The sequence below is a fragment of the Pantoea sp. X-Soil-TKNS-1280 genome (assembly GCF_059730475.1).
On record NZ_AP035963.1, the window covers coordinates 404,941 to 424,787 of the forward strand.

The following is a 19,847-nucleotide window of genomic DNA, read 5'->3' on the forward strand; positions in this document are numbered from 1 at the left end:
CGAAATGAAAAGATTCGCGCATTCAATCATTGTGTTCACCTTGTGGTTTTGCTGTGCCGTGCAAGCCGTCCACGCTGCGACGGAGCTCCCCTCCTGGAATGACTCTGCGGCAAAAGAAAAGATTATGAGTTTTGTCCAGAAAGTCACACAACAAGGCAGTGCGGATTACGTGCCGCCAGAGGAACGTATCGCGGTATTCGATAATGACGGTACGCTCTGGACCGAACAACCTGCGTATGTGCAACTGGTGTACCTGATCGATCGTATCAAAGCGCTGGCCCCCCAGCATCCGGCATGGAAAAACCAGCAGCCTTTTAAAGGAATACTGGAAAACGATATGCATGCCGTGGCCGCAACCGGCAATCAGGGACTGATGGCAATTGAACACGCCGCTGACGCCGGAATGACCACCGACGATTTTAAAACCAGCGTGACACAATGGTTGCATACTGCGCGCGACCCTCGCTTCCAACGCCCCTACACCGAACTGGTTTACCAGCCGATGCTGGAGCTGCTGAGCTATCTACGCGCCAACGGTTTTAAAACCTATATCGTTTCCGGCGGTGGCACTGACTTTATGCGTCCGTGGGTAGAAAAAACCTATGGCATCCCACCTGAACAGGTGATTGGTTCGACTGACCAGGTCAAATTCGAAATGGGGAAAGACGGCAAACCGCGTCTGATTAAACAAGGGGTTATTAACTTTATCGACGATGGTGATAATAAACCGGTGGCCATCAATCGTTATATTGGCCGGATGCCCATCCTCGCCTTTGGCAATTCCGATGGCGATTTGCCGATGCTGCAATATGTCTCCTCTGGCTCTAAAACCAATCTGGTGCTTTATCTTCATCACGATGACGCTGAGCGTGAATATGCCTACGACCGTCAATCCGCTTTTGGACGACTGGATAAAGGACTGGATGAAGCACATCGGCATGGCTGGCCCGTTGTCAGCATGAAAAAAGACTGGAACACCGTCTTCCCGGCATCTCAGTGAGGCATCCGATGAAACATAGCACGACTATTCCGCTGACTCCGCTGCCGACTTTTGAAAAGCTGGGAGTGAACTACAAACGTCGTTATCACATGATGGCAAAGCCATCCGGTTCCACCTGTAATCTGGATTGCAACTACTGCTTTTATCTACATAAAGAAGAGTTATTACATCAGCATCGTGATGCAGGTATGAGTGATGAAATACTGGAAGACTTTATTCGTCAATACATTGCCAGCCAGGACGGGGAGGAGATCATTTTTTCCTGGCAAGGCGGTGAACCGACATTGATGGGGCTGGAATTTTTCGAAAAGGTTGTCGCTTTACAGAAAAAATACCAACCCCACGGCCAGCGGATTGAAAATGATCTGCAAACCAATGCGGTGTTAATTAATGACCATTGGGCCAGATTTTTGAAGAAGCATCATTTCCTCGTGGGTGTTTCAATTGATGGGCCACGGGAGTTACATGACCGTTATCGTGTCACGCGCAGTGGAAAACCCACCTTTGATCGCGTGATGAAAGGTATCGACGCATTAAAGCGCCACAGCGTTCCTTTTAATGCCCTCGTCGTCGTGAACCGCACTAACGCCAGGTTTCCACTGGAAGTGTATCGGTTTTTAACCCAGGAGCTGGGGGCGACCTACATTCAATTTAATCCCTGTGTGGAACCGGTTGATTTTAAAAGCACTGCCCCTCAATTCTGGCGTGACGATACCATCCCGGTGACCGGTTCCCGCCGGGCGAAACCGGGCGATCTCGACTCTGTCGTCACCGACTGGTCAGTCGATCCCGAAGACTGGGGTCAGTTTCTGAAAGTGACGTTTCAGGAATGGGTGAGCAAGGATTTAGGACGTGTACAGGTCAACCTGTTCGAAACGGCGGTGGTGCAAACCATGGGATTACCGTCGCAACTTTGCATCACCGCTGAATTTTGCGGCAAAGGCCTGGCGATAGAAAAAAATGGTGACGTCTTTTCCTGCGATCATTACGTTTATCCGGAATATCGCCTGGGCAATGTTACCACCCATAAACTGGCGCATCTGGTGTTCTCCGAACGGCAACGCCAGTTCGGCATAGGGAAAAGAGACACGCTACCCCGCTACTGCAAAACCTGCCCATACCTGAAACTGTGCTGGGGTGAATGCCCCAAAAACCGCATCGTACGCGCTCCCGATGGGGAGACTGGACTTAATTATTTATGTCCCGGTATCAAAACATTCTTTAAATCAGCTATGCCCGCTTTAGAGCAAATCGCCAGCATCCTTAACAACCTCAAAGAGTAATCCAGGAGTACAACATGCGCCGATTTCTACTGATGATCATTTTCGCGGCAATCCCCCTTCAGCATCTGGCCGCATCACCTTATGACAGCCTCGCAACGGCATTGCGTGAACAAACCATCCTCAAGGATTTACGCGCCCATTGCCATGTCAGCAGCACCATTTCCGATGACGTGATGAAAAAACATTTTATGGATAACCCGGATAGCCACGACGCCATTACCAGCGCCGCATACGAGCTTAAAAGCGGTAAAAAACAACTTTACCAGCAAAAAATATCAGCAGTGACCTGCCCAACCGATTTGACGAGCAAATAAACTGCCGGGAGCCATTATGCGCCATATTGTCCTGTTCGTGGCCGTCATGTCGCCGCTACCTGTCAGCGCCAGTGGCCTCTATCTGTATGAAATCGCGACGGAAGATGTTGGGTTGGCGGGTGCAGGCCAGGCGGCGCGTGCGCAGGATGCTTCCACATTGATGACGAATCCCGCCGGGATGACACGCCTGCCCGATCGGATGATCACTGGCGGCCTGCAAGCGTTGTATGGCGACACGCCGTACCAACTGGATAACGATGCCCTTCTGAAGGGCAACAGTCCAGGCAACACCATTGGCTGGTTCCCCGGTGCCAGCGTTTTTTACCATCAGCGTATCAATGATGCCTGGTCTGCTGGCATTGGCCTGTATGGCAATTACGGCCTGGGGCTGGATTTTGGTGACTGGGCGGGTGATCGTCTGATCAAAAAAAGCACTCTGGTGGGGATGACATTTAGCCCGGCGATTGCCTGGAAAATTAATGATCGCCTTTCCTGGGGGCTGGGTCTTGGCATCAACTATGGTTTTCTATCGCTAACGCGTGATGTCGATGGGCAGGATGAAAAAGCCACTGACCATGACTGGGCGCTGAATTTCCGCACCGGTCTGCTGATGCAAGTCACGCAAGCCACGCGTATCGGTCTGACTTATACCAGCAAAACGGAATACCACTTCAATATTAATGGCGAGGCACGTTTCCCGCAGCTGGATAATGTTTCTTATACCCTGCCAATTGCGGCGCAAATTAATACCCCGGCACAGCTGATGCTGAGTGCGGTTCATGATTTGAATCAGCAATGGTCGCTGTTAGCCGACCTCGGCTGGCAGGACTGGAGCGCTTACGGTGCCAATCAGATCACTGTCAGCGGCCAACCACTGACGCGCGACAATCGCCTGCACGACACCTGGCACACCGCACTTGGCGTGCAGTTCCGCCCAAATGACCAATGGCGTCTGAACACGGGTATCGCCTATGACAGCAGTTTCTATAAAAACCAGGATGACACCTCAATGACCATGCCCTCGGGTGCAGCGTGGCGTTATGGCGTTGGTGCGCAATACCAGCTGACAACGTCCAGCAATATTGGGGTGGCCTTTGAATACCTGAATATGGAATCGTCGTCCGTTTCATCGCCACTGGTGAAAGGTCACTATAACGATCCGAATATCTATTTTTTCAGCATGAATTACAGCTATCAGTTCTGATTACCGTCAGAACCTGGCACGAGGATGAGCGTAATGAAAACAGGCGTTTATCTGCTTTGCTGGCTATTACTCTTTCTCGCGACAAGTGTGTTTAGCGCTGAACCGCGTCAGTCACCTTCACCACAGGAGAAAGCACGAACCCTGGTACTGCTGAATCAACCCGTCGTGATGTTGCAGGCACGTTTTGGCATGACCAGCCCGGAAGAACGCGTGCAACGCACCCTGACACAGTTACGCGGGCTAAACGCTGACGATCTGCAACAACCGGTCGTTATGGAACCCGTGATGCGCTACCACCAGCCAGGGGTGCTATTTTCCGTCAACCATCAACCATTTATGTTACTCAGCCAGGCCGACCTGGATGAAGGTGACGATTTAACGCTGATGCAGGCGGCAGACCGTGTTTATCAGCGTCTGGAAAAATTACGTGCCTTACTGAAGGAGCAGTACTCTCCGCACTATTTGCTGATTTCGCTGGTGAAAAGCCTGGCTGGCGCAGCGGGGTTAGTCCTGTTGGTGGCGCTGTGCTGGCACCTGAATCAATGGCAGGCACGCGCAGCGGCCAAACGTCCGGTCAGCCGCAAACACCTGCTACCTGCGCCGGTGCGGACTTTTTTCGGGCCAGTCCGCTTACGGATGTATCAGACCTTAATGTTGCTGCTTTGCCTGGTCATAACTTACCTGTGGTTAAGCTGGGTATTGCGCTTGTTTCCTTATACCCGCATCTGGGGACTGGATCTGGGTGATTATGCGCTGGCGCTGTTGCAGGAGATCGGCGTGGCGGTGCTCTCGGCATTGCCGGGTTTGTTTATCGTCGCCGTGATTATCCTGATCACCGCCCTTTTTACCCGTATTATTCGGCTGCTACTGCGCCGGGTCGAGTACGGAAATATGCATATTCCCGGCCTGCATCCTGAAACTATCGGCGTAACGCGCCGTTTGATCAGCGTTGCTATCTGGCTGTTTGCGCTTTCTGCCGCTTATCCGTTTCTGCCTGGTGCCAATTCCCTGGCGTTCAAAGGTATTAGCGTGTTCTTCGGTCTGATGCTGACGTTGGGATCGGCAGGTATCATGAACCATGCCATGAGTGGTCTGGTGCTCACCTACTCACGCGCCCTGCGTAAAGGCGATGTGATTCGTATTAGTGACAATGAAGGTGTGGTCACTGAAGTCGGGATGCTGGCGACAAAAATCATCACACGGGAAAATTATGAGGTAACGGTGCCGAATGCGGTGGTGGTCAGTGGCAAGATCACCAATCTCAGCACCGCACTTAAAGGCACAGGGATTAATCTGACCACCAGCGTGACGATCGGCTATGACACACCATGGCGTCAGGTGCACAGTATGCTTGAGCTAGCCGCCAGCCGCACGCAGGCCATTGTACATCAGGAACCTCCGCTGGTACGTCAACTGGCGCTGATGGATTGGTACATCGCCTATGAACTTCAGGTGCGGCTGCCAGCAGGGGGATCTCTGGCCGCCGCCAGAACTGAACTACATAGCCATATTCAGGATGTATTTAATGAGTTTGGTGTGCAGATTATGTCGCCAAATTTCGTTGTGCAGCCGGAGGGAAGCGTATTGGTCACGCCGGAAAACTGGTACCCCCCTCCGGCGCGCAAGCCAGACCCGGATGTCAGCTGACCCAGCAATTTCTGCCGCGCTCTTTAGCGCGATACAGCGCCTTATCAGCCAGAGCAATGATCGCCTCAGCCGTCAGACCGGGCGCTGCACGGGCAATACCCATACTGGCCGTCACATACGCGGCAGCGTCAGATGTCGCATGCGGCAGCGCACGCCGTTGAAAACTCTGTTGGATCCGCGCGGCTACGGATTCTGCCTGAGCAACCGTAGCATCCACAAGCATCACCACAAATTCTTCGCCTCCATAACGCGCCACGACATCTTCCGGGGTACGCACGGCCTCTTTCAGCACTTCAGCTACCGCCGCCAGACATTCATCTCCAGCCTGATGACCGTAGTGGTCGTTGTAGCGTTTGAAGTAATCAACATCGAGCATAATCAGGCTGAATGGGCGCTGTTGCGTTATCGCCTGGCTGAGATGATTTTCCAGCGCGCGCCGGTTTGCTGTGCCCGTTAACACGTCCTGATGCGCCAGCATATCCAGCCGGGAGATGAGCAACTGGTTTTGTTCGTAGCGCTGCCAGGCCTCGTTGAACCAGCGTAGCAAAATATAGCGACCGTAAATCAGGATAACGGTGAATATCAGCCACATGATGGCAAAGCGGTGATTGATACCCTGGTTCAGCTGCACGCTGGCGAACGGCACAGCCAGCCACAGCGGCAACATAAAACATAGCAACCCACCGGGATAAAAATAGAAGGCAGCCACTGCCGTCAGCAACAAAATAACGCTAAGTGGATAAGTTAAAGGAAGTTGCCAGTAAACGGCAAAACAGTAGCAGTTGAATGCCCAAATCACACCGATCAGCGTGAGCAACGTCAGACCCAACATCGACAAATGATGTTGCCCACGCCATACCGCCATCAATAACAACAGCGATGCGGCAATCACCAGATAGACGCCACTTTCGACGACAGGAATCAGCGTTTGATGTGTGACCAGGCTATCATCGTAGTGATCAAACAAACGATCACGCAGGGCGATCAGTAAAGCAAAGCTAATATTGACGAAGGCAAACCACGGCAGGCTTTGTGACAATGCCTGCCTGACCATCGCACCACGATTAGGCCAGCGTACGGCAAATTCTGTTGGTCGCCGACGTTGCGGTTGGGAACTGTTCACCAGACATCCTTTACGTTGATGGCATTGATAAACAGTTTATCTGCTGGGTGTAAATCAGGTGGTTTTATTCAGGGTGATTTCAGAGTTGTATTCCCGGTGCAAGCGACGCGCCTGAATAAATACCGATTTCCAGTAAGGATTGTTCAGAGAGGAACGCATCACGCCACGGCTGGCCGATGCGTGCAGGAATTGTTGATCGGTGTCATAAAAACCAACGTGCAATTCATGATTGATACGGAAAAATACCAGGTCGCCAGGCTGCATATGGTCAGGCTGGACCCGCTCGCCCATTTGAATTAATTCACGCGTGGTGACGCGATCCATCGGAATATTGAAACGATCTTTTAAGGTGCGCCACACGAAACCAGAACAATCAACACCAGATAATTGCGTGCCACCCCATTGATAAGGGGTTCCCTGCCATGAATGCATCTGGTCATGCAACGCGGCAATAACCGGAATAAGATCTTCCTGGCTTTGAGCACTGTCATTATCGGCCTGAGAGTCGCGATGAGCAGAATGGGACGAGCACCCTGCGAGAGAGAGAAAAACCAGAGCGGCCAGTGCCTTAAACATTGCAGGGGAATTCATGGTGTCGTGTGTCACTCATTGAAGTTGGTTTCAGGTTTATACCGCAGTAATGAACGCCGGAAAAATCAGAACCGCTCAGACTTGCAGTACCTTACACTTCACTTACTCAGGCTTACACTACAATACCAGGATATTTCCGCAGGTAAATAGTTAAATCACTTTCTGATGAATTAATCGACAGGTGCAGGATGTATTGCACATCCTGCACACAAATTTGGCTTAAAATTAATTCAGCGCTGACTCACGAAGCGAAGCGGTATTATTTTCGCTCAATATTTACCGGAAAAGTTTGCACTGATACGTTGTGCCAGATAATCCTTCGCCGAAATCGGTGGATATTTTTTCTCCGGCCCTTCGATAATAACATCTTCATTCGCCTGGCAGAAAAACGCCAGGCTGTAGCGCACAGGGACAGATTCACCTGGTAAAGGATTTGCCACGCGATGGAAATTGGACGGCAATTTATCATCGCTCCAGCGCATCAGCATATCGCCAATATTGCAGGTAATCAGCCCATCCAGCGGCGCGATTGGCGTCCAGACCTGCTCCTCCATCTCTTTACCCGGACATACCTGCAAACCGCCCTGCCCATCGCGCTGGAACAATAAGGTCAGGCAATCAAAATCAGTATGTGCACCTGCACGCCACGGGCCATCCACTTCACCGGTGATAGCAAAGTAATGCAGCATACGTAAGGTGCTTTGGTAAGTAGCGTGAGAGGGGTCATGTGCATGGCTGAAGAAGTCCTCCGGGAAACCAAGCTTCAGCGCGAAGCATGAAAGCAGCTTCATCCCCACCCCCCAGCATTGACGCTCGAACTTCATTACCTCATCACGAAAACCTGGCAGGGTGTCATCATCCGGCCACAGGCCATCCATACGTGGCAGCGTAATCTGGTACGACTCTTTCTGATCAGGCTTGCCGGTAGAAGGACGGATTTGCGCACGATATTCCCAACCCGCATTGCGGCTGAGCGGATGACGTGCCTTTTCGCTTTCCGGTAGCGCAAAAAAACGCTCCGCATTAGCGAACGCGGCGTTGATATCGTCGAGTGGGATATCATGGCCGGAGACCTGGAAGAACCCGATGTCGATGGCCGCCTGCCACAGCTGGTCGGCGATTTCGTGTTTACGTTGGTCGAAATCAGCGAGATCGATGATACGCACTTCGCGCACCGCTTCACTGCCGCGTGCGCCCATCCGCGATTCTTTAGCCAGTTCATGCATGGTATAAGCCGTTGTCTTTTCCATTGGTGCACCTCGTTATAAAGAGATAACGGATGACCTGTACCGCAACTGGCAGGCCATCCCCGCGTCCATTGGCTGGACGATCGAGCAATGACCCACCGGGCAACGACCACGGCTGACAGCTTCTACTCAACAGCAATCTGGCAATATCTGTGCCACAAATCGCACGCTACCGTCGCGGCGCGATTTATCGCGCGGTTGTGGCGGTGGCGCGGCTTAAAAACGCGCGATAAATCGCGCCGCAACGGGAAAAATACCGTTTTATTGCACCAAAACAATGCAAATCAGCAACCAATGACTCACAAATGAGCAAAATCTAACAAACATCTCACTAATCCATAATGTCGCTAAGAGATTTATTTTAATAAATTCATAACGATAAACATAATCATGGTAAATGGCATGGGCTTTGCTATTTTCCATGCAGAGTATAAGCGGTTAGCGTGGCGCGCCTGCCATGCGGAACATTGCTCTACAGCTTCGGCTGTACCTCGTCAGGGGACGGTGCTATGCATCGTGAGCAGGTTCATACACCGCATCATCCCCTGAACACGAACACACTTTGCGTTTGCTTTGGGGGTTTTTATGTCAATGTCGTCCTTCCGTTTACCGCTGTTTGCCGCACTTATCGGCGCATCTTCCCTCACCCACGCCGCTGACAAGCTGGTGCTGCAAACGACCTGGGTCGCTCAAGCCGAACAAGGCGGTTATTACCAGGCTGTCGCCACCGGAATCTATAAAAAGTATGGCCTGGATGTGGAAGTCCGTTCGGGCGGGCCGCAGCTGAACAATATGACGCTGCTGCTGGCGAACCGTGCCGATGTTATCGTCAGCTATGATCTTCAGGTGTTGCAGGGCATCCAGCGTAACTTCCCGCTAAAAGCCATCGCCGCCCCCTTCCAGTTCGATCCACAGGGGATTATCACCCACGGTGATGTAAAGGATTTGGCCGGCCTGAAGGGTAAAACTGTGCTGGTCTCCGCCAGCGGCCAGGCCAGCTGGTGGCCGTGGCTGAAAAGCAAATATCAGCTCAGCGACGGCCAGGTGCGTCCTTATACTTTCAATATGCAGCCGTTCCTCGCCGATAAAAATACCGCACAGCAGGCGTACGCCACCTCAGAAGTCCAGCAAATTAAAGAAGTGCAGCCGGACAGCCAGTTTTATTTGTTCGCCAATTACGGCTATCCGGCGTATGGCGGCATTCTGGTGACGCGTGATGACCTGTTGCAGCAGAAACCCGATGTGCTGAAACGTTTTGTCGAAGCCTCAATGGAGGGCTGGAAATCTTATCTGGCCAATCCCGCTGCCGGTGACGCACTGATCAAAAAAGAAAATCCGCAGATGACCGATGCGATTCTGGCGTTTGGCGTAGCGCAGATGAAAGCCCTGCATTTGATTGATGGCGGCGATGCGGCGAAACAGGGCCTGGGCGTGATGACGGAAAAACGCTGGCAAACCACCCGCGACTTTATGGTAAAAGCCGGGTTGCTGGATGCCGCCACGCCGTGGCAAAAAGCCTTTACCACCCAGTTCTATCGTCAGGCAGCCATGTAAGGGACAGGCATGAAAATTCTGATTAAAAATTGCCAGGCCATCCTCACCGGGGATGCTCAGCAGCCCCGCAGTCGCACGCGTGATATCCGTATCGAAAACGGTCTGATCAGCGAACTGGGTTCGCTTCAGGCACAGGCCGATGAGCAGGTGATCGACGCGCGCGATTGTGTGGTCTATCCGGGCTGGGTCAACACCCATCATCACCTGTTTCAATCGCTGCTGAAAGGCGAACCGCAAGGGCTGAACCAAAGTCTCGGCGCCTGGCTGGCTGCCACCCCTTATCGTTTTCGTGGTGCGTTTGATGAACAGACTTTCCGCATCGCTGCGCGCATTGGTCTGGTGGAGTTAGTACGCTCCGGCTGCACCACCATTGCCGATCACCACTATTTTTACTGGCCTGAGATGCCGTTTGATGGCGCGCAGATTTTGTTTGAGGAGGCGCAACAGCTCGGCGTACGTTTCGTGTTATGCCGTGGCGGTGCCACCCAGAGCCGCGGGCTGGAAAGCGATCTACCCACTGCCTTGCGCCCGGAAAAGTTCGAGACAATGATGGCCGATGTCGAACGGCTGGTGACGCAGTACCATCAGCCCAACGCCTTCGCCATGCGTCAGGTGGTGATGGCACCCACCACCACACTGCACTCCACCACACCGCAGGAGTTGCGGGAAAGTGCCCGGCTGGCGCGCAAGCTTGGCATTCGTCTGCACAGTCACCTGTCCGAAACGGTTGATTATCTCGATGCCGCCAAAGCCAAATTTGGCATGACACCGCTGCAATTCTGCGCCGAGCATGACTGGATCGGCAGCGATGTGTGGTTCGCCCATCTGGTGAAATTGTTGCCGGAAGAGATCGCCTTACTCGGTGCAGCAGGCAGCGGTATCGCCCATTGTCCCCAGAGTAATGCCCGCCTGGGCAGCGGTATTGCTGACCTGGTTGCTCTCGAGCAGGCCGGGGTAAAAGTTTCGATTGGTGTTGATGGAGCAGCATCCAATGAAGCCGCAGATATGCAGAGCGAAACCCATGCTGCCTGGCAATTACAACGCGCCCGTAAAGGGATGCTGGCGCAACCGCGCTATGCCGGTGGCACTTTTGAAGGCGGTGGCGATGCCGCCAGCATTGAAGATGTGGTGCGTTGGGGCTCCCACGGCGGCGCACAAGTGCTGGGATTGCAAACCGGCGTGATTGCTCCAGGTATGGCAGCAGATATCGCAATTTATCAGCTCGACGATCCGCGCTACTTCGGTTTGCACGATATGGCCATCGGGCCGATTGCCTGTGGCGGGCGGGCGCGTATCAAGGCGCTGCTCTGCCATGGAAAAATTATCATGCAGGATGATGTGATTCCGGGCGTCGATTTGTCAGCGCTGGGACGAGCGGCCGCTGATGCGGTGAAAATCCTTCAGCAGCGCGCAGGCGTGACAGTGTAACATGATCCGTAACGGCGCATCGCGCCGTTACGGGATATGATGATTACAATCCGGCAATCAGCGCTTTTGCTGCTGCACGATGTTTCACCATCAGCTCTGCCGCATCCAGCCCGATGATCTCACCGTCTGACACACGCCATTCCCCACCTACCATCACTTTATCTGCCCGTTCCGCGCCACATAAAATCAACGCAGATAACGGATCGTGGCTGCCGCTAAAGCGCAGTTCATCCAGCTTAAATAATGCCAGATCCGCCTGTTTGCCCACCGCCAGCTCACCAATATCCGCACGTCCCAGCAAGCGCGCCGACCCGGCTGTCGCCCATCGCAGCACCCGCTGCGGGGTTATCTGTTCTGCGCCATAGCGCAACCGTTGCAGATAAAGTGCCTGGCGTGCCTCGTACATCAAATTCGACGCATCATTCGAGGCCGAACCATCCACACCCAGACCAACCGGCGCGCCAGCCGCCTCAAGATCTACCGTCGGGCAAATGCCTGAAGCCAACCGCATATTCGATACCGGACAATGGCAGATACCGGTGCCTGCGGCACCCAGGCGTTTGATTTCGTCATCATTGAAGTGAATGCCATGCGCCAGCCAGGTTCGATTGCTGAGCCAGCCCACATGTTCCAGATAATCAACGGTGCGCATACCAAAGGTTTGCTGGCAAAACGCCTCTTCATCCAGCGTCTCCCCCAGATGAGTATGCAGGCGAATATCATGCTGTTCCGCCTGGCGGGCGATTTCGCGCATTAAATCGGTGGTCACGGAAAACGGGGAACAGGGTGCGAGGCCGATCTGAATCTGTGCTCCTTCGTGTCGCTGGTGATACTGCTTAATCAGACGCAGGCTATCCTGCAAAATGGTGTCGGCATCCTGAATGGTCTGCTGTGGAGGCAGGCCACCCTGTTCTTCTCCCAGATTCATCGAACCCCGGGTCAGCAGCGCGCGCATGCCCAGCTGTTGTACCACCTCCACCTGCACATCAAGTGATTGCTCCATCCCGGCAGGGAAAAGATAGTGATGATCGCTCACTGTGGTGCAGCCGGACTGCAACAACTCCGCCATCGCCACCTGACTTGCCAGATGCAGCGCCTCAGGGGTCAGGCGCGCCCATACTGGATATAGCGTTTTCAACCACGGGAAAAGCGGTTGATTCACTACCGGAAGCCAGGCACGGGTCAGTGTTTGATAGAAGTGATGATGGGCGTTAATCAGTCCGGGTAATACCACGTGGTTACGGGCATCGACCACGCTGTCGCAAGACTCAGACGGGGTCTGCCCCAGGCGCAGAATTTCGCTGATACGCGAACCTTCAATCACCAGGCCGCCACGGCCATCAAGGTTGTCGGGGAGAAACACGGCAAGCGGGTTTTTGATCCAGATACGGGCAGCGCACATGGCTGGCTCCTCTCAGTGGTTAAACATAAGGGTTAGCCAGCTCAGTTATTGCCTGTCTGCTGATCCAGGCGCATCGCGATGCGGCATTACTATGCCGCATCAGCGAAGGTGTGAAAAGCGGTCAGGCGTCTTTTTTACGCAGCGGTGATTCCGGCATAAACAGCGAAAGGATAAACGCCAGCAACATTACGCCCGCCGCCATTTGAAATGCCGCGTGTACCCCATCAACAAACGCCTGCAGATACGGGGTTTGCACATCCAGCGCCAGATGATGGATGGCATCAGGGTCGAGGCTGCGTGGCAGTTCAACCCCCTTGTCCACCAGCTTTGTCAGCCCGGATTTCAATACCTGGCTGAACACCGCACCAAACAACGCGACCCCAATAGAGCCGCCCACTGAACGGAACAATGTCACTGACGAAGTCGCCACGCCAATGCTGTCAGGCGTGACGGTGTTCTGCACTGCCAACACCAGAACCTGCATCACCATGCCCATTCCCATGCCTAAAATGCTGGAGAACAGATAAATGTGCCAGACCGGGGCGTCCAGCGTCAGCGTGGTCATCAGCGCCATACCGATGGTAGCCAGCAAGGTCCCGGCAATCGGGAACAGACGATATTTTCCAGTGTGACTGATCACCCGTCCACTGATAATCGAGGTGACCAGTAAGCCGCCCATCAGCGGCAGCAATTGCAAGCCCGCCTCGGTCGGTGTTGATGCTTTTACCACCTGCAAATAGAGCGGCAGGAAAGTCACACTCCCAAACAGCGACATCCCAACAATAAAGCCAATCAGGCTGGACAGCAGAAAACTACGGTTACGGAACAACGTCAGCGGGATGATCGGTTCCCACGCCCGACGTTCTTCATACACAAAGCCAATCAGCCCCACCACGCCAAAGGCCAAAATACACCACAGCTGCGGGTCGGACCAGGCATGTACCGATCCCCCTTCACTGGTGAACAGTGTGATCCCCACCAGCGCCAGGCAGAGGAAAAAGGCTCCAGGATAGTCGATTTCATGTGCCTTGCGTTTGCTGTCGGTTTTGAACACCGCGTTAATCACCAGCAGAGCGAACAACCCCAGCGGCAGATTGATATAGAAAATCCAGCGCCAGGAAGCGTGCTGCACAATAAATCCCCCCAGCAACGGACCAATCACCGTCGCGAGGCCAAATACGCCTCCAAACAAACCCTGATATTTACCGCGATCGGCAGGCGGGATCACATCAGCAACCGCCGCCATACTGATCACCATCAGGCCGCCCCCACCCAGCCCCTGTAAAGCACGGGTAAAAATCAGCTGCTCCATGTTTTGCGCCAGTCCGCATAACACTGAGCCGACAAGGAACAGAATCACGGAAATTTGCAGCACCGGCTTACGACCAAACAGATCGCCAAATTTACCGTAGAGCGGTACAACAAGGGTCGAGGCCAGCATATAGGCGGTAACGATCCATGACAGGCGATCCAATCCACCCAGCTCACCAACGATGGTCGGTAAAGCCGTAGAAACAATGGTTTGGTCCAGAGCCGACAGCAACATGACCAGCAGCAACGCACTCAGCAGCCAGCCAAATGACTGCCGTTTTGTGTCCGTACTGGCAGCGGGCTGTGCCAGAGAATGGGATTTCATAGGGAACACCATGTTGAAATTAATTAAATACACAATTAATATTGATCGAAGTCTGGCAGGAAACAAGTGAGCACGCAAAAATGACCGCACAGAAAGTCCCTTTAGACGTAAAATCAGCAAAATCCGAACCGCGTCGTCCCGGCCGCCCACGCGGTGGTGCCATTAATGCGCAGCAGCGCGAACATCTGCTGGATATCACCCTGGCGCTATACGCGGAGAAAGGCATTGGTGAGACATCGCTCAACGCCATTGCGCGCAAGGCGGGTGTCAGCCCGGCAATGTTGAATTATTACTTTCAGTCACGCGAAGCCTTACTGGATGTGGTGGTTGAGGAGCGGTTTCTGCCGCTGCGACAACGCCTCGTTGGCCACTTTATGCATGAACCGAGTGACCCTGTCACAACGTTTAGCGCTTTTATCCGCGAGATCGCCGACATCATTGAAACTCATAACTGGTTCGCCCCGCTGTGGATGCAGGAAGTCACCGAAGGCCAGGGGGGGTTAGGTCATCACATTAAAAACCGCTTTGGCCATGCAGAACGCGATAAAGTGAAAAGTCTGATCGAAGGGTGGCAACAGCAAGGGCTGTTAAATGCTGACCTGGAACCGCAGCTGCTAATGACCTCAATACTAAGTATGGTACTGGTGCCGTTTACCCGTTTTGCCGGCGATCCCGCTTTCAACCGCGAAATGATTGTGCAGCATACCCTGAGCCTGTTCTGTAACGGGATACGGCCTGCAACCATCAAACCAGCGAAGTCAGGCCAGCAGTAAGTTCAAGCAACAGCTCACGTACCGCCGCAGCGGGCTCCGACAACGGTGTGCGGTCGGAAATACATAAGGACAGAGTCTGACTAATGACTGGTGCGCGAATGGTGCGGATCACCACGTTGGGCGACCCCGCCTGAATCTGTTCTGCTATTGCTTTTGGCATGATGGTGCAGCCAAGACCCGCATACACAGCACGGGCAATACTATTCACCGCCTCCAGTTCACCGACAACATTCAGGCTTTGATGATGTTGATAAAAAGCTTCGTCGATGGCACGGCGGACAAAGTTATAGGCAGGTGGCAGCAGCAACGGGAGTCCGACGAGTTGGTTAACCCGTATCCCGCCATCATCAGCGTCGAAATCCACATCAGCCCTGGCGACAAGACAGAAAGATTCTTCCAGCAGCGGTTCATAATGCAGACCTTTGATGCCACCTCTGCCATGCAGCAATGCCATCTCCAGCCGACCATTGGCGATAAGTTCGCTGTAGGCCTGCCCAACGCTTTCCACCAGATGCAGTAATATCCCCGGATGGCGTAAGCGCATTTCATTCAGAAGAGGCACCGCCAGATTTGCGGCGGCACTGAAGGGGGCCAGTCCGATGGAAACACGGCCCGACAGCGACTGCCCGGCGCTCAATACATCCACCTCCGCTTGCCCAAACTGACGCAGCATGGCGTTGGCATGACCGTACAACACTTTGCCAGCCTCGGTTGGCACCACGCCCTGCTGACTGCGAATCAATAATTGCCGTTGAAAATGTTCTTCCAGTGCCACCAGCTGCTGACTGAGCGCCGGTTGCGCAATATGTAATGCATCTGCCGCACGGGTAATACTGCCCATGTCCACAATAGTGATGAAGGATTTTAAACGCCGTATGTTCATCGTGTTCTCATCGCAGCTATACCCGAGCAGCTCATGCCATCAGGCTGCTGCGACTATATCGGCTTTGATTTTGCGGCGGTAAGAAGGAATGCCTTTCAGGGGATAGGCGTTTTATATGGCCCCCATGCCCTGTCAGTATGGCTGTATCGCTGGCAGGGCGCGGGGACGGTTAATTTATGGTTTGGAAAGGTGTATTGAGCGTCCCATCCGGATTGGTGGTCCCGCTAATTGCTCCCCCGGCTTCGGCAGCAAACAGGGAAAATGAATCTGCATTCTCCCAAAAAACCTGACGCCGGAGCGCATGATTTTCCCTGACTCGCAAATCAGCTATCACCGCAGATCGATGTTCAGGATCAAATCTTTTCGCAAATTCACCGTTTTTCACATGATCGCCGCCACCGGTAATATATTGCGTGTCGAAATCGCCCCTGGCGAACAAAATGGATTTATCACGCTTGGCTTTGACAAAGCCAGCGCCGCTGCCGCCAAATCTGGGCAGCATATAAATCAGATCGGGAGAAGGCTTGCCATTCACCAATATGCTCGGATGGACATATTCATGCAGCAGAGTTTGCAACTGAGCATCGGGTTCTAATGTCATAAAGACTTCAGTGACACTGAAACATTTATCACTCTGATGCCAGGCAGCAATAATATTCTGGTGTGCCTTGTCAGTGATGATGTCATAACGGAAACTTTTATCATGCGCTAATGCCCATTCGGCTCTGGCAATCATCGCTTCAATACGTGCTTTAGCATCGGCGATATCCTTCACAGTCAGTTGTTCTAGATACTGATTGAAACGATTGCCTAAATCATATCCTTCCAGTGTTTTGATTTCATGCAGCAGCGAGCGCCTCTCATCAAGCTTTAATTGGCTTATTTTACCCAGAGCTTCCGCTATTTTTCCGATCGGTGTCGTACTGGTATCAATAGTATAATAATGGGTTGTCGGATCTTTTTTTATGTACTTCCTGATTATATTCAGGTCTTGTGGTGTAAAAGTATCGAATTCGCGAACCACTGCGCGGAAGTCTTCAGTGCGTTCAATATAACCAAGATGCAATGACAGGATTTCCCTCCCTCTGGGCGTATTGAGCATTTTGATCGCTTTTTTCAAAGTAGGCACGGCCTCTACCATTGCCGCATTTAACATTTGCCCGCGCTGCGGACTGCGTTTGTACAACTTCTTCAGGCTTCCGGCAATCACTGCAACTTTGCTGGTTGGCAGAAGAAAATATTTCTCCCAGAAATTTAATTTTATGTCTTTCAGGACCGGACGTGTATTGGCGGCGGATACCGTTTCGGCTTTAATTTCATCTGCTGCTTCCATATTGCGTGGATATTTAAAAATATTAACTTCATCAGAAATAAAGTTGCTACCAAATCGCAGGCCATTATTTTCTCTCACACCAATACTTTCCAGAGCAGCGATACCGTCGAATAAGATCGCCGCTGCATCCCAAAACAGACTTTTAATCGCCTTTTTACGCTGTGCATAGGTATCGCCGTTAATGGCCTGATCCAGATCCAAACCGGCTTCCGCTGTATCCATTCCCAGATAAGCAACGGCACCGAAGGCTGGCGCAACAATAAACAGCGTGCCGACGGTGCTTTTCGCCGCCTCGATATTCATAATGATTTGCTGTTTTAACACTTCATGGTTTGAGGTGGTCAGTACTTCGGCGTCACTAAAAACACGATCTTTCATCCGATCCCGCAGCCAGTTAAAGGCATCGCCGGGAATGGTCTGGGGATCGATATTAATCGCCCCACTCCCCCAGTTTCCTTTCTGGATTTTTTTCATTGCGGAAAGTACCCCGGTTACCAGCATGCCATCCTGGCGGTTAAGCAGGGTAAAATGTCGCGCCAGCGCCTCTGCCTTACGCGGATCTTTGATTTGGTCGACAAACCATTGTTTCATGTCCTGCTCAGAGTCAAATTCCTGATAATATCCATCTTCTGCGGGCAGATAGACAATGATTTTCCCTTCACGGTTACGCAGCATAAAAATATTACTGGCTGGGTAGCCATTAATATCAAAGGTGGTCAGTGTGACACCCGCCCTACTACCCACTTCCTCCTTCAGTGTCTTCATAGAGATATTGGAATTCTTCAGAACATTACCAAAAATAGCGCTATCCAGTAGGTCCAGTCCCTCCGGCGATAATTTCTTATGGACCCGTTGTTTCATCGCCTGGCTAATCGCCTTTCCTTTAGCCAATAGCCGGACCCCAATTGAGTATTTATTCCAGTAATCAACCTGAAACTGCTGAAAATCATTGGCAAAATCCATATTAATAAAAATGTCTTTCAACTTCCTCGGTGTAATTGCAACCTGATTGCTTTCATTATAGATCAAAGCCTTGTTATCATCTTTATAAATACCAGCATTGCCATTTAGCGTATCGTCATCAATCCGTTCATCGGCGTTAAAATTTTCCATGGCTTTTTCAGTTAATGTACGGGATTTTTCTGGTGGCCCAACATGTTCCCAACCAGTAACGGTATATTGCGAAGAACTGGCGAACCTGAATTTATGATAATAAGTATGGAGTGGGTCGAGGTCGATATCGCAGCATTTATTAATCGCCTGTTTCACCTCATTCCCGATAAAATCAAAAATCCCCTGAAAGTTATCAATCACCTCGTTGCTGGTATTCACGTAGGTTTGCCTGTCCATCTGCCAATTTGCTTCATTTCTGGCATTCACTTTAAATATGGCAGGCGTCGTCACGTTTGTGATTTGTGGTTGTAATTCATTTCCGGTTCGGGCAGTGGCAATGGAACGCTTTATCCGGCTGACAGAAGGATTGTTCCACCAGGATTCGGTCCAGCGGGCAAGTGGGTTAGCGGCATCGGCCGCCGGGAATCTTAGCCCCTGATTGCCAGCGATGGGGAGAATACCCGGCGTTTTTTTGGGTTGTAACCCGAGATGGCGTTGCATTTTTGCCGTGCGCAGGATCTGGCTGGTAGCGGTGTCCTGCGTTATCCAATGCAGAGGATTGGCTGCATCATAGAGCCAGCTAAGCCATTTTGCCTGAGGCACCAACTGACAACATCCCTCCCAGAAAACCTGTTTTATCGCCATGGTCATCGCTGGTGATATTTCGCTATTTGCCGGGATCAGCGAAGCGAAAAAGTTAAGCAGCACCCATTCTGGTGCGAAGGTGGAGGTGTCACTCCCGTCCTCTTCTTTCAGCGCATTCCCCTGCTTTAACACCACGACTAATTGCTTAAACACCGATAGATTTACCGCGAGGGGGGTGACTCTGGCAACGCCGGTAATCGCCAGAAAGTCCGTGATAATTTTTTCGTTTTTGTTTCCGGTCAGTTTCTCGGGCGGTGGGAAAGGTGAAGGCGTAAATAAGCAAAGCAATAACTCCCTGTTTTCCTTTATTTTAAGCAGGCGTAATGCCGTGCTTAGATAAATAAAGCGCGCATAGGGCAGGGTTTGATGGCGATAATCATCTGGCCTTTTATCAGCCGCAGAAAAAATATGTGAAAACAGAGATGAAAGCCCTTTCTCTACCGATTGCGACAACGGTGCAAAAGGTGCATTCGTAACATGGCTGATCTTATTTATTGACCAATTGTAGGTGGATATAGCCTGAGTGAACGACAGATTGATATTAAGAAAGGATGAATGACTGATTCCTTCTTTCATCATAAAACTCCTTTTAAAGAGAGATTTTCTCTCCGGGAGAATTAGCTTAGTCGGCTCGGGGTGGAACCGCACGAATCCTTAACCTATTAAGCGAG

At 52.1% G+C, this 19,847-nt stretch carries 15 protein-coding genes; 8 read left to right on the forward strand and 7 right to left on the reverse strand.

The annotated features are described in order from the left end of the window. Positions 1-4: 4 nt before the first annotated feature. Genes AC6I8X_RS21830 through AC6I8X_RS21850 form a run of 5 tightly spaced genes read left to right on the forward strand, consistent with a single transcriptional unit; the run spans position 5 to position 5,448 of the window. A complete protein-coding gene (locus AC6I8X_RS21830; protein ID WP_497841089.1) occupies positions 5-1,000 on the forward strand; it encodes an HAD family hydrolase in 996 nt (331 codons plus the stop codon). A gap of 8 nt (positions 1,001-1,008) precedes the next feature. Continuing rightward, positions 1,009-2,283: an anaerobic sulfatase maturase gene (locus AC6I8X_RS21835; RefSeq protein WP_497841090.1), complete on the forward strand. Its 1,275-nt coding sequence runs from the start codon at positions 1,009-1,011 to the stop codon at positions 2,281-2,283. A 14-nt stretch (positions 2,284-2,297) separates the two neighbouring features. Continuing rightward, positions 2,298-2,597 carry a YicS family protein gene (locus AC6I8X_RS21840; protein ID WP_313684627.1) on the forward strand — a complete coding sequence of 100 codons (300 nt, stop codon included), beginning with the start codon at positions 2,298-2,300 and terminating at the stop codon, positions 2,595-2,597. A 16-nt stretch (positions 2,598-2,613) separates the two neighbouring features. Beyond that, entirely contained in the window at positions 2,614-3,801 is a 1,188-nt protein-coding gene (locus AC6I8X_RS21845; RefSeq protein WP_313684625.1) for an OmpP1/FadL family transporter, read from the forward strand. 33 nt (positions 3,802-3,834) lie between these two features. Further along, positions 3,835-5,448, forward strand: coding sequence for a mechanosensitive ion channel family protein (locus AC6I8X_RS21850; protein WP_497841091.1), 1,614 nt, complete (start codon positions 3,835-3,837; stop codon positions 5,446-5,448). Here the strand turns inward: AC6I8X_RS21850 and AC6I8X_RS21855 are convergent. The 3 genes from AC6I8X_RS21855 to AC6I8X_RS21865 form a co-directional block, all read right to left on the reverse strand. Next, positions 5,441-6,571 carry a GGDEF domain-containing protein gene (locus AC6I8X_RS21855; protein WP_497841092.1) on the reverse strand — a complete coding sequence of 377 codons (1,131 nt, stop codon included), beginning with the start codon at positions 6,569-6,571 and terminating at the stop codon, positions 5,441-5,443. The two genes, AC6I8X_RS21850 and AC6I8X_RS21855, sit on opposite strands and share 8 nt — an antisense overlap. A 54-nt stretch (positions 6,572-6,625) precedes the next feature. Next, positions 6,626-7,162 carry a C40 family peptidase gene (locus tag AC6I8X_RS21860; protein ID WP_084880800.1) on the reverse strand — a complete coding sequence of 179 codons (537 nt, stop codon included), beginning with the start codon at positions 7,160-7,162 and terminating at the stop codon, positions 6,626-6,628. Between the two features lie 269 nt (positions 7,163-7,431). Further along, the gene (locus tag AC6I8X_RS21865) at positions 7,432-8,412 is read right to left on the reverse strand and encodes an isopenicillin N synthase family dioxygenase (protein WP_497841093.1); all 981 of its coding nucleotides are present in this window, start codon (positions 8,410-8,412) and stop codon (positions 7,432-7,434) included. A 582-nt stretch (positions 8,413-8,994) separates the two neighbouring features. Here AC6I8X_RS21865 and AC6I8X_RS21870 point away from each other — a divergent pair. Then, positions 8,995-9,963 (forward strand): ABC transporter substrate-binding protein, encoded by a 969-nt coding sequence (locus AC6I8X_RS21870; RefSeq protein WP_313684616.1) that lies wholly within the window; start codon positions 8,995-8,997, stop codon positions 9,961-9,963. A 9-nt stretch (positions 9,964-9,972) separates the two neighbouring features. Then, positions 9,973-11,391 carry an amidohydrolase family protein gene (locus AC6I8X_RS21875; RefSeq protein ID WP_497841094.1) on the forward strand — a complete coding sequence of 473 codons (1,419 nt, stop codon included), beginning with the start codon at positions 9,973-9,975 and terminating at the stop codon, positions 11,389-11,391. A 43-nt stretch (positions 11,392-11,434) separates the two neighbouring features. Here the strand turns inward: AC6I8X_RS21875 and AC6I8X_RS21880 are convergent, their stop codons facing one another. Together AC6I8X_RS21880 and AC6I8X_RS21885 are read right to left on the reverse strand one after the other, a co-directional pair. After that, on the reverse strand, positions 11,435-12,793 hold the full coding sequence (locus AC6I8X_RS21880) for an 8-oxoguanine deaminase (protein WP_497841095.1): 1,359 nt from the start codon (positions 12,791-12,793) through the stop codon (positions 11,435-11,437). Between the two features lie 121 nt (positions 12,794-12,914). Next, positions 12,915-14,429 (reverse strand): MDR family MFS transporter, encoded by a 1,515-nt coding sequence (locus AC6I8X_RS21885; protein WP_497841096.1) that lies wholly within the window; start codon positions 14,427-14,429, stop codon positions 12,915-12,917. Positions 14,430-14,509: 80 nt separating this feature from the next. Here AC6I8X_RS21885 and AC6I8X_RS21890 point away from each other — a divergent pair, with 80 nt between their 5' ends. Beyond that, positions 14,510-15,202 carry a TetR/AcrR family transcriptional regulator gene (locus tag AC6I8X_RS21890; protein ID WP_313684610.1) on the forward strand — a complete coding sequence of 231 codons (693 nt, stop codon included), beginning with the start codon at positions 14,510-14,512 and terminating at the stop codon, positions 15,200-15,202. Here the strand turns inward: AC6I8X_RS21890 and nac are convergent. Together nac and AC6I8X_RS21900 are read right to left on the reverse strand one after the other, a co-directional pair. After that, positions 15,174-16,085, reverse strand: coding sequence for a nitrogen assimilation transcriptional regulator NAC (gene nac, locus AC6I8X_RS21895; protein ID WP_497841097.1), 912 nt, complete (start codon positions 16,083-16,085; stop codon positions 15,174-15,176). The two genes, AC6I8X_RS21890 and nac, sit on opposite strands and share 29 nt — an antisense overlap. A gap of 169 nt (positions 16,086-16,254) precedes the next feature. Beyond that, positions 16,255-19,755, reverse strand: a complete 3,501-nt coding sequence (locus tag AC6I8X_RS21900) for a dermonecrotic toxin domain-containing protein (RefSeq protein ID WP_497841098.1) — start codon at positions 19,753-19,755, stop codon at positions 16,255-16,257. Between the last annotated feature and the right edge of the window lie 92 nt (positions 19,756-19,847).

Bases quoted from the DNA above. Each gene is read 5' to 3' on its own strand.
- AC6I8X_RS21830 (WP_497841089.1), top strand. From the start codon at position 5: ATGAAAAGATTCGCGCATTCAATCATTGTGTTCACCTTGTGGTTTTGC.
- AC6I8X_RS21890 (WP_313684610.1), top strand. From the start codon at position 14,510: ATGACCGCACAGAAAGTCCCTTTAGACGTAAAATCAGCAAAATCCGAA.
- AC6I8X_RS21865 (WP_497841093.1), bottom strand. From the start codon at position 8,412: ATGGAAAAGACAACGGCTTATACCATGCATGAACTGGCTAAAGAATCG.
- AC6I8X_RS21850 (WP_497841091.1), top strand. From the start codon at position 3,835: ATGAAAACAGGCGTTTATCTGCTTTGCTGGCTATTACTCTTTCTCGCG.
- AC6I8X_RS21835 (WP_497841090.1), top strand. From the start codon at position 1,009: ATGAAACATAGCACGACTATTCCGCTGACTCCGCTGCCGACTTTTGAA.
- AC6I8X_RS21875 (WP_497841094.1), top strand. From the start codon at position 9,973: ATGAAAATTCTGATTAAAAATTGCCAGGCCATCCTCACCGGGGATGCT.
- AC6I8X_RS21900 (WP_497841098.1), bottom strand. From the start codon at position 19,755: ATGATGAAAGAAGGAATCAGTCATTCATCCTTTCTTAATATCAATCTG.
- AC6I8X_RS21880 (WP_497841095.1), bottom strand. From the start codon at position 12,793: ATGTGCGCTGCCCGTATCTGGATCAAAAACCCGCTTGCCGTGTTTCTC.
- AC6I8X_RS21845 (WP_313684625.1), top strand. From the start codon at position 2,614: ATGCGCCATATTGTCCTGTTCGTGGCCGTCATGTCGCCGCTACCTGTC.
- AC6I8X_RS21885 (WP_497841096.1), bottom strand. From the start codon at position 14,429: ATGAAATCCCATTCTCTGGCACAGCCCGCTGCCAGTACGGACACAAAA.
- AC6I8X_RS21840 (WP_313684627.1), top strand. From the start codon at position 2,298: ATGCGCCGATTTCTACTGATGATCATTTTCGCGGCAATCCCCCTTCAG.
- nac (WP_497841097.1), bottom strand. From the start codon at position 16,085: ATGAACATACGGCGTTTAAAATCCTTCATCACTATTGTGGACATGGGC.
- AC6I8X_RS21860 (WP_084880800.1), bottom strand. From the start codon at position 7,162: ATGAATTCCCCTGCAATGTTTAAGGCACTGGCCGCTCTGGTTTTTCTC.
- AC6I8X_RS21870 (WP_313684616.1), top strand. From the start codon at position 8,995: ATGTCAATGTCGTCCTTCCGTTTACCGCTGTTTGCCGCACTTATCGGC.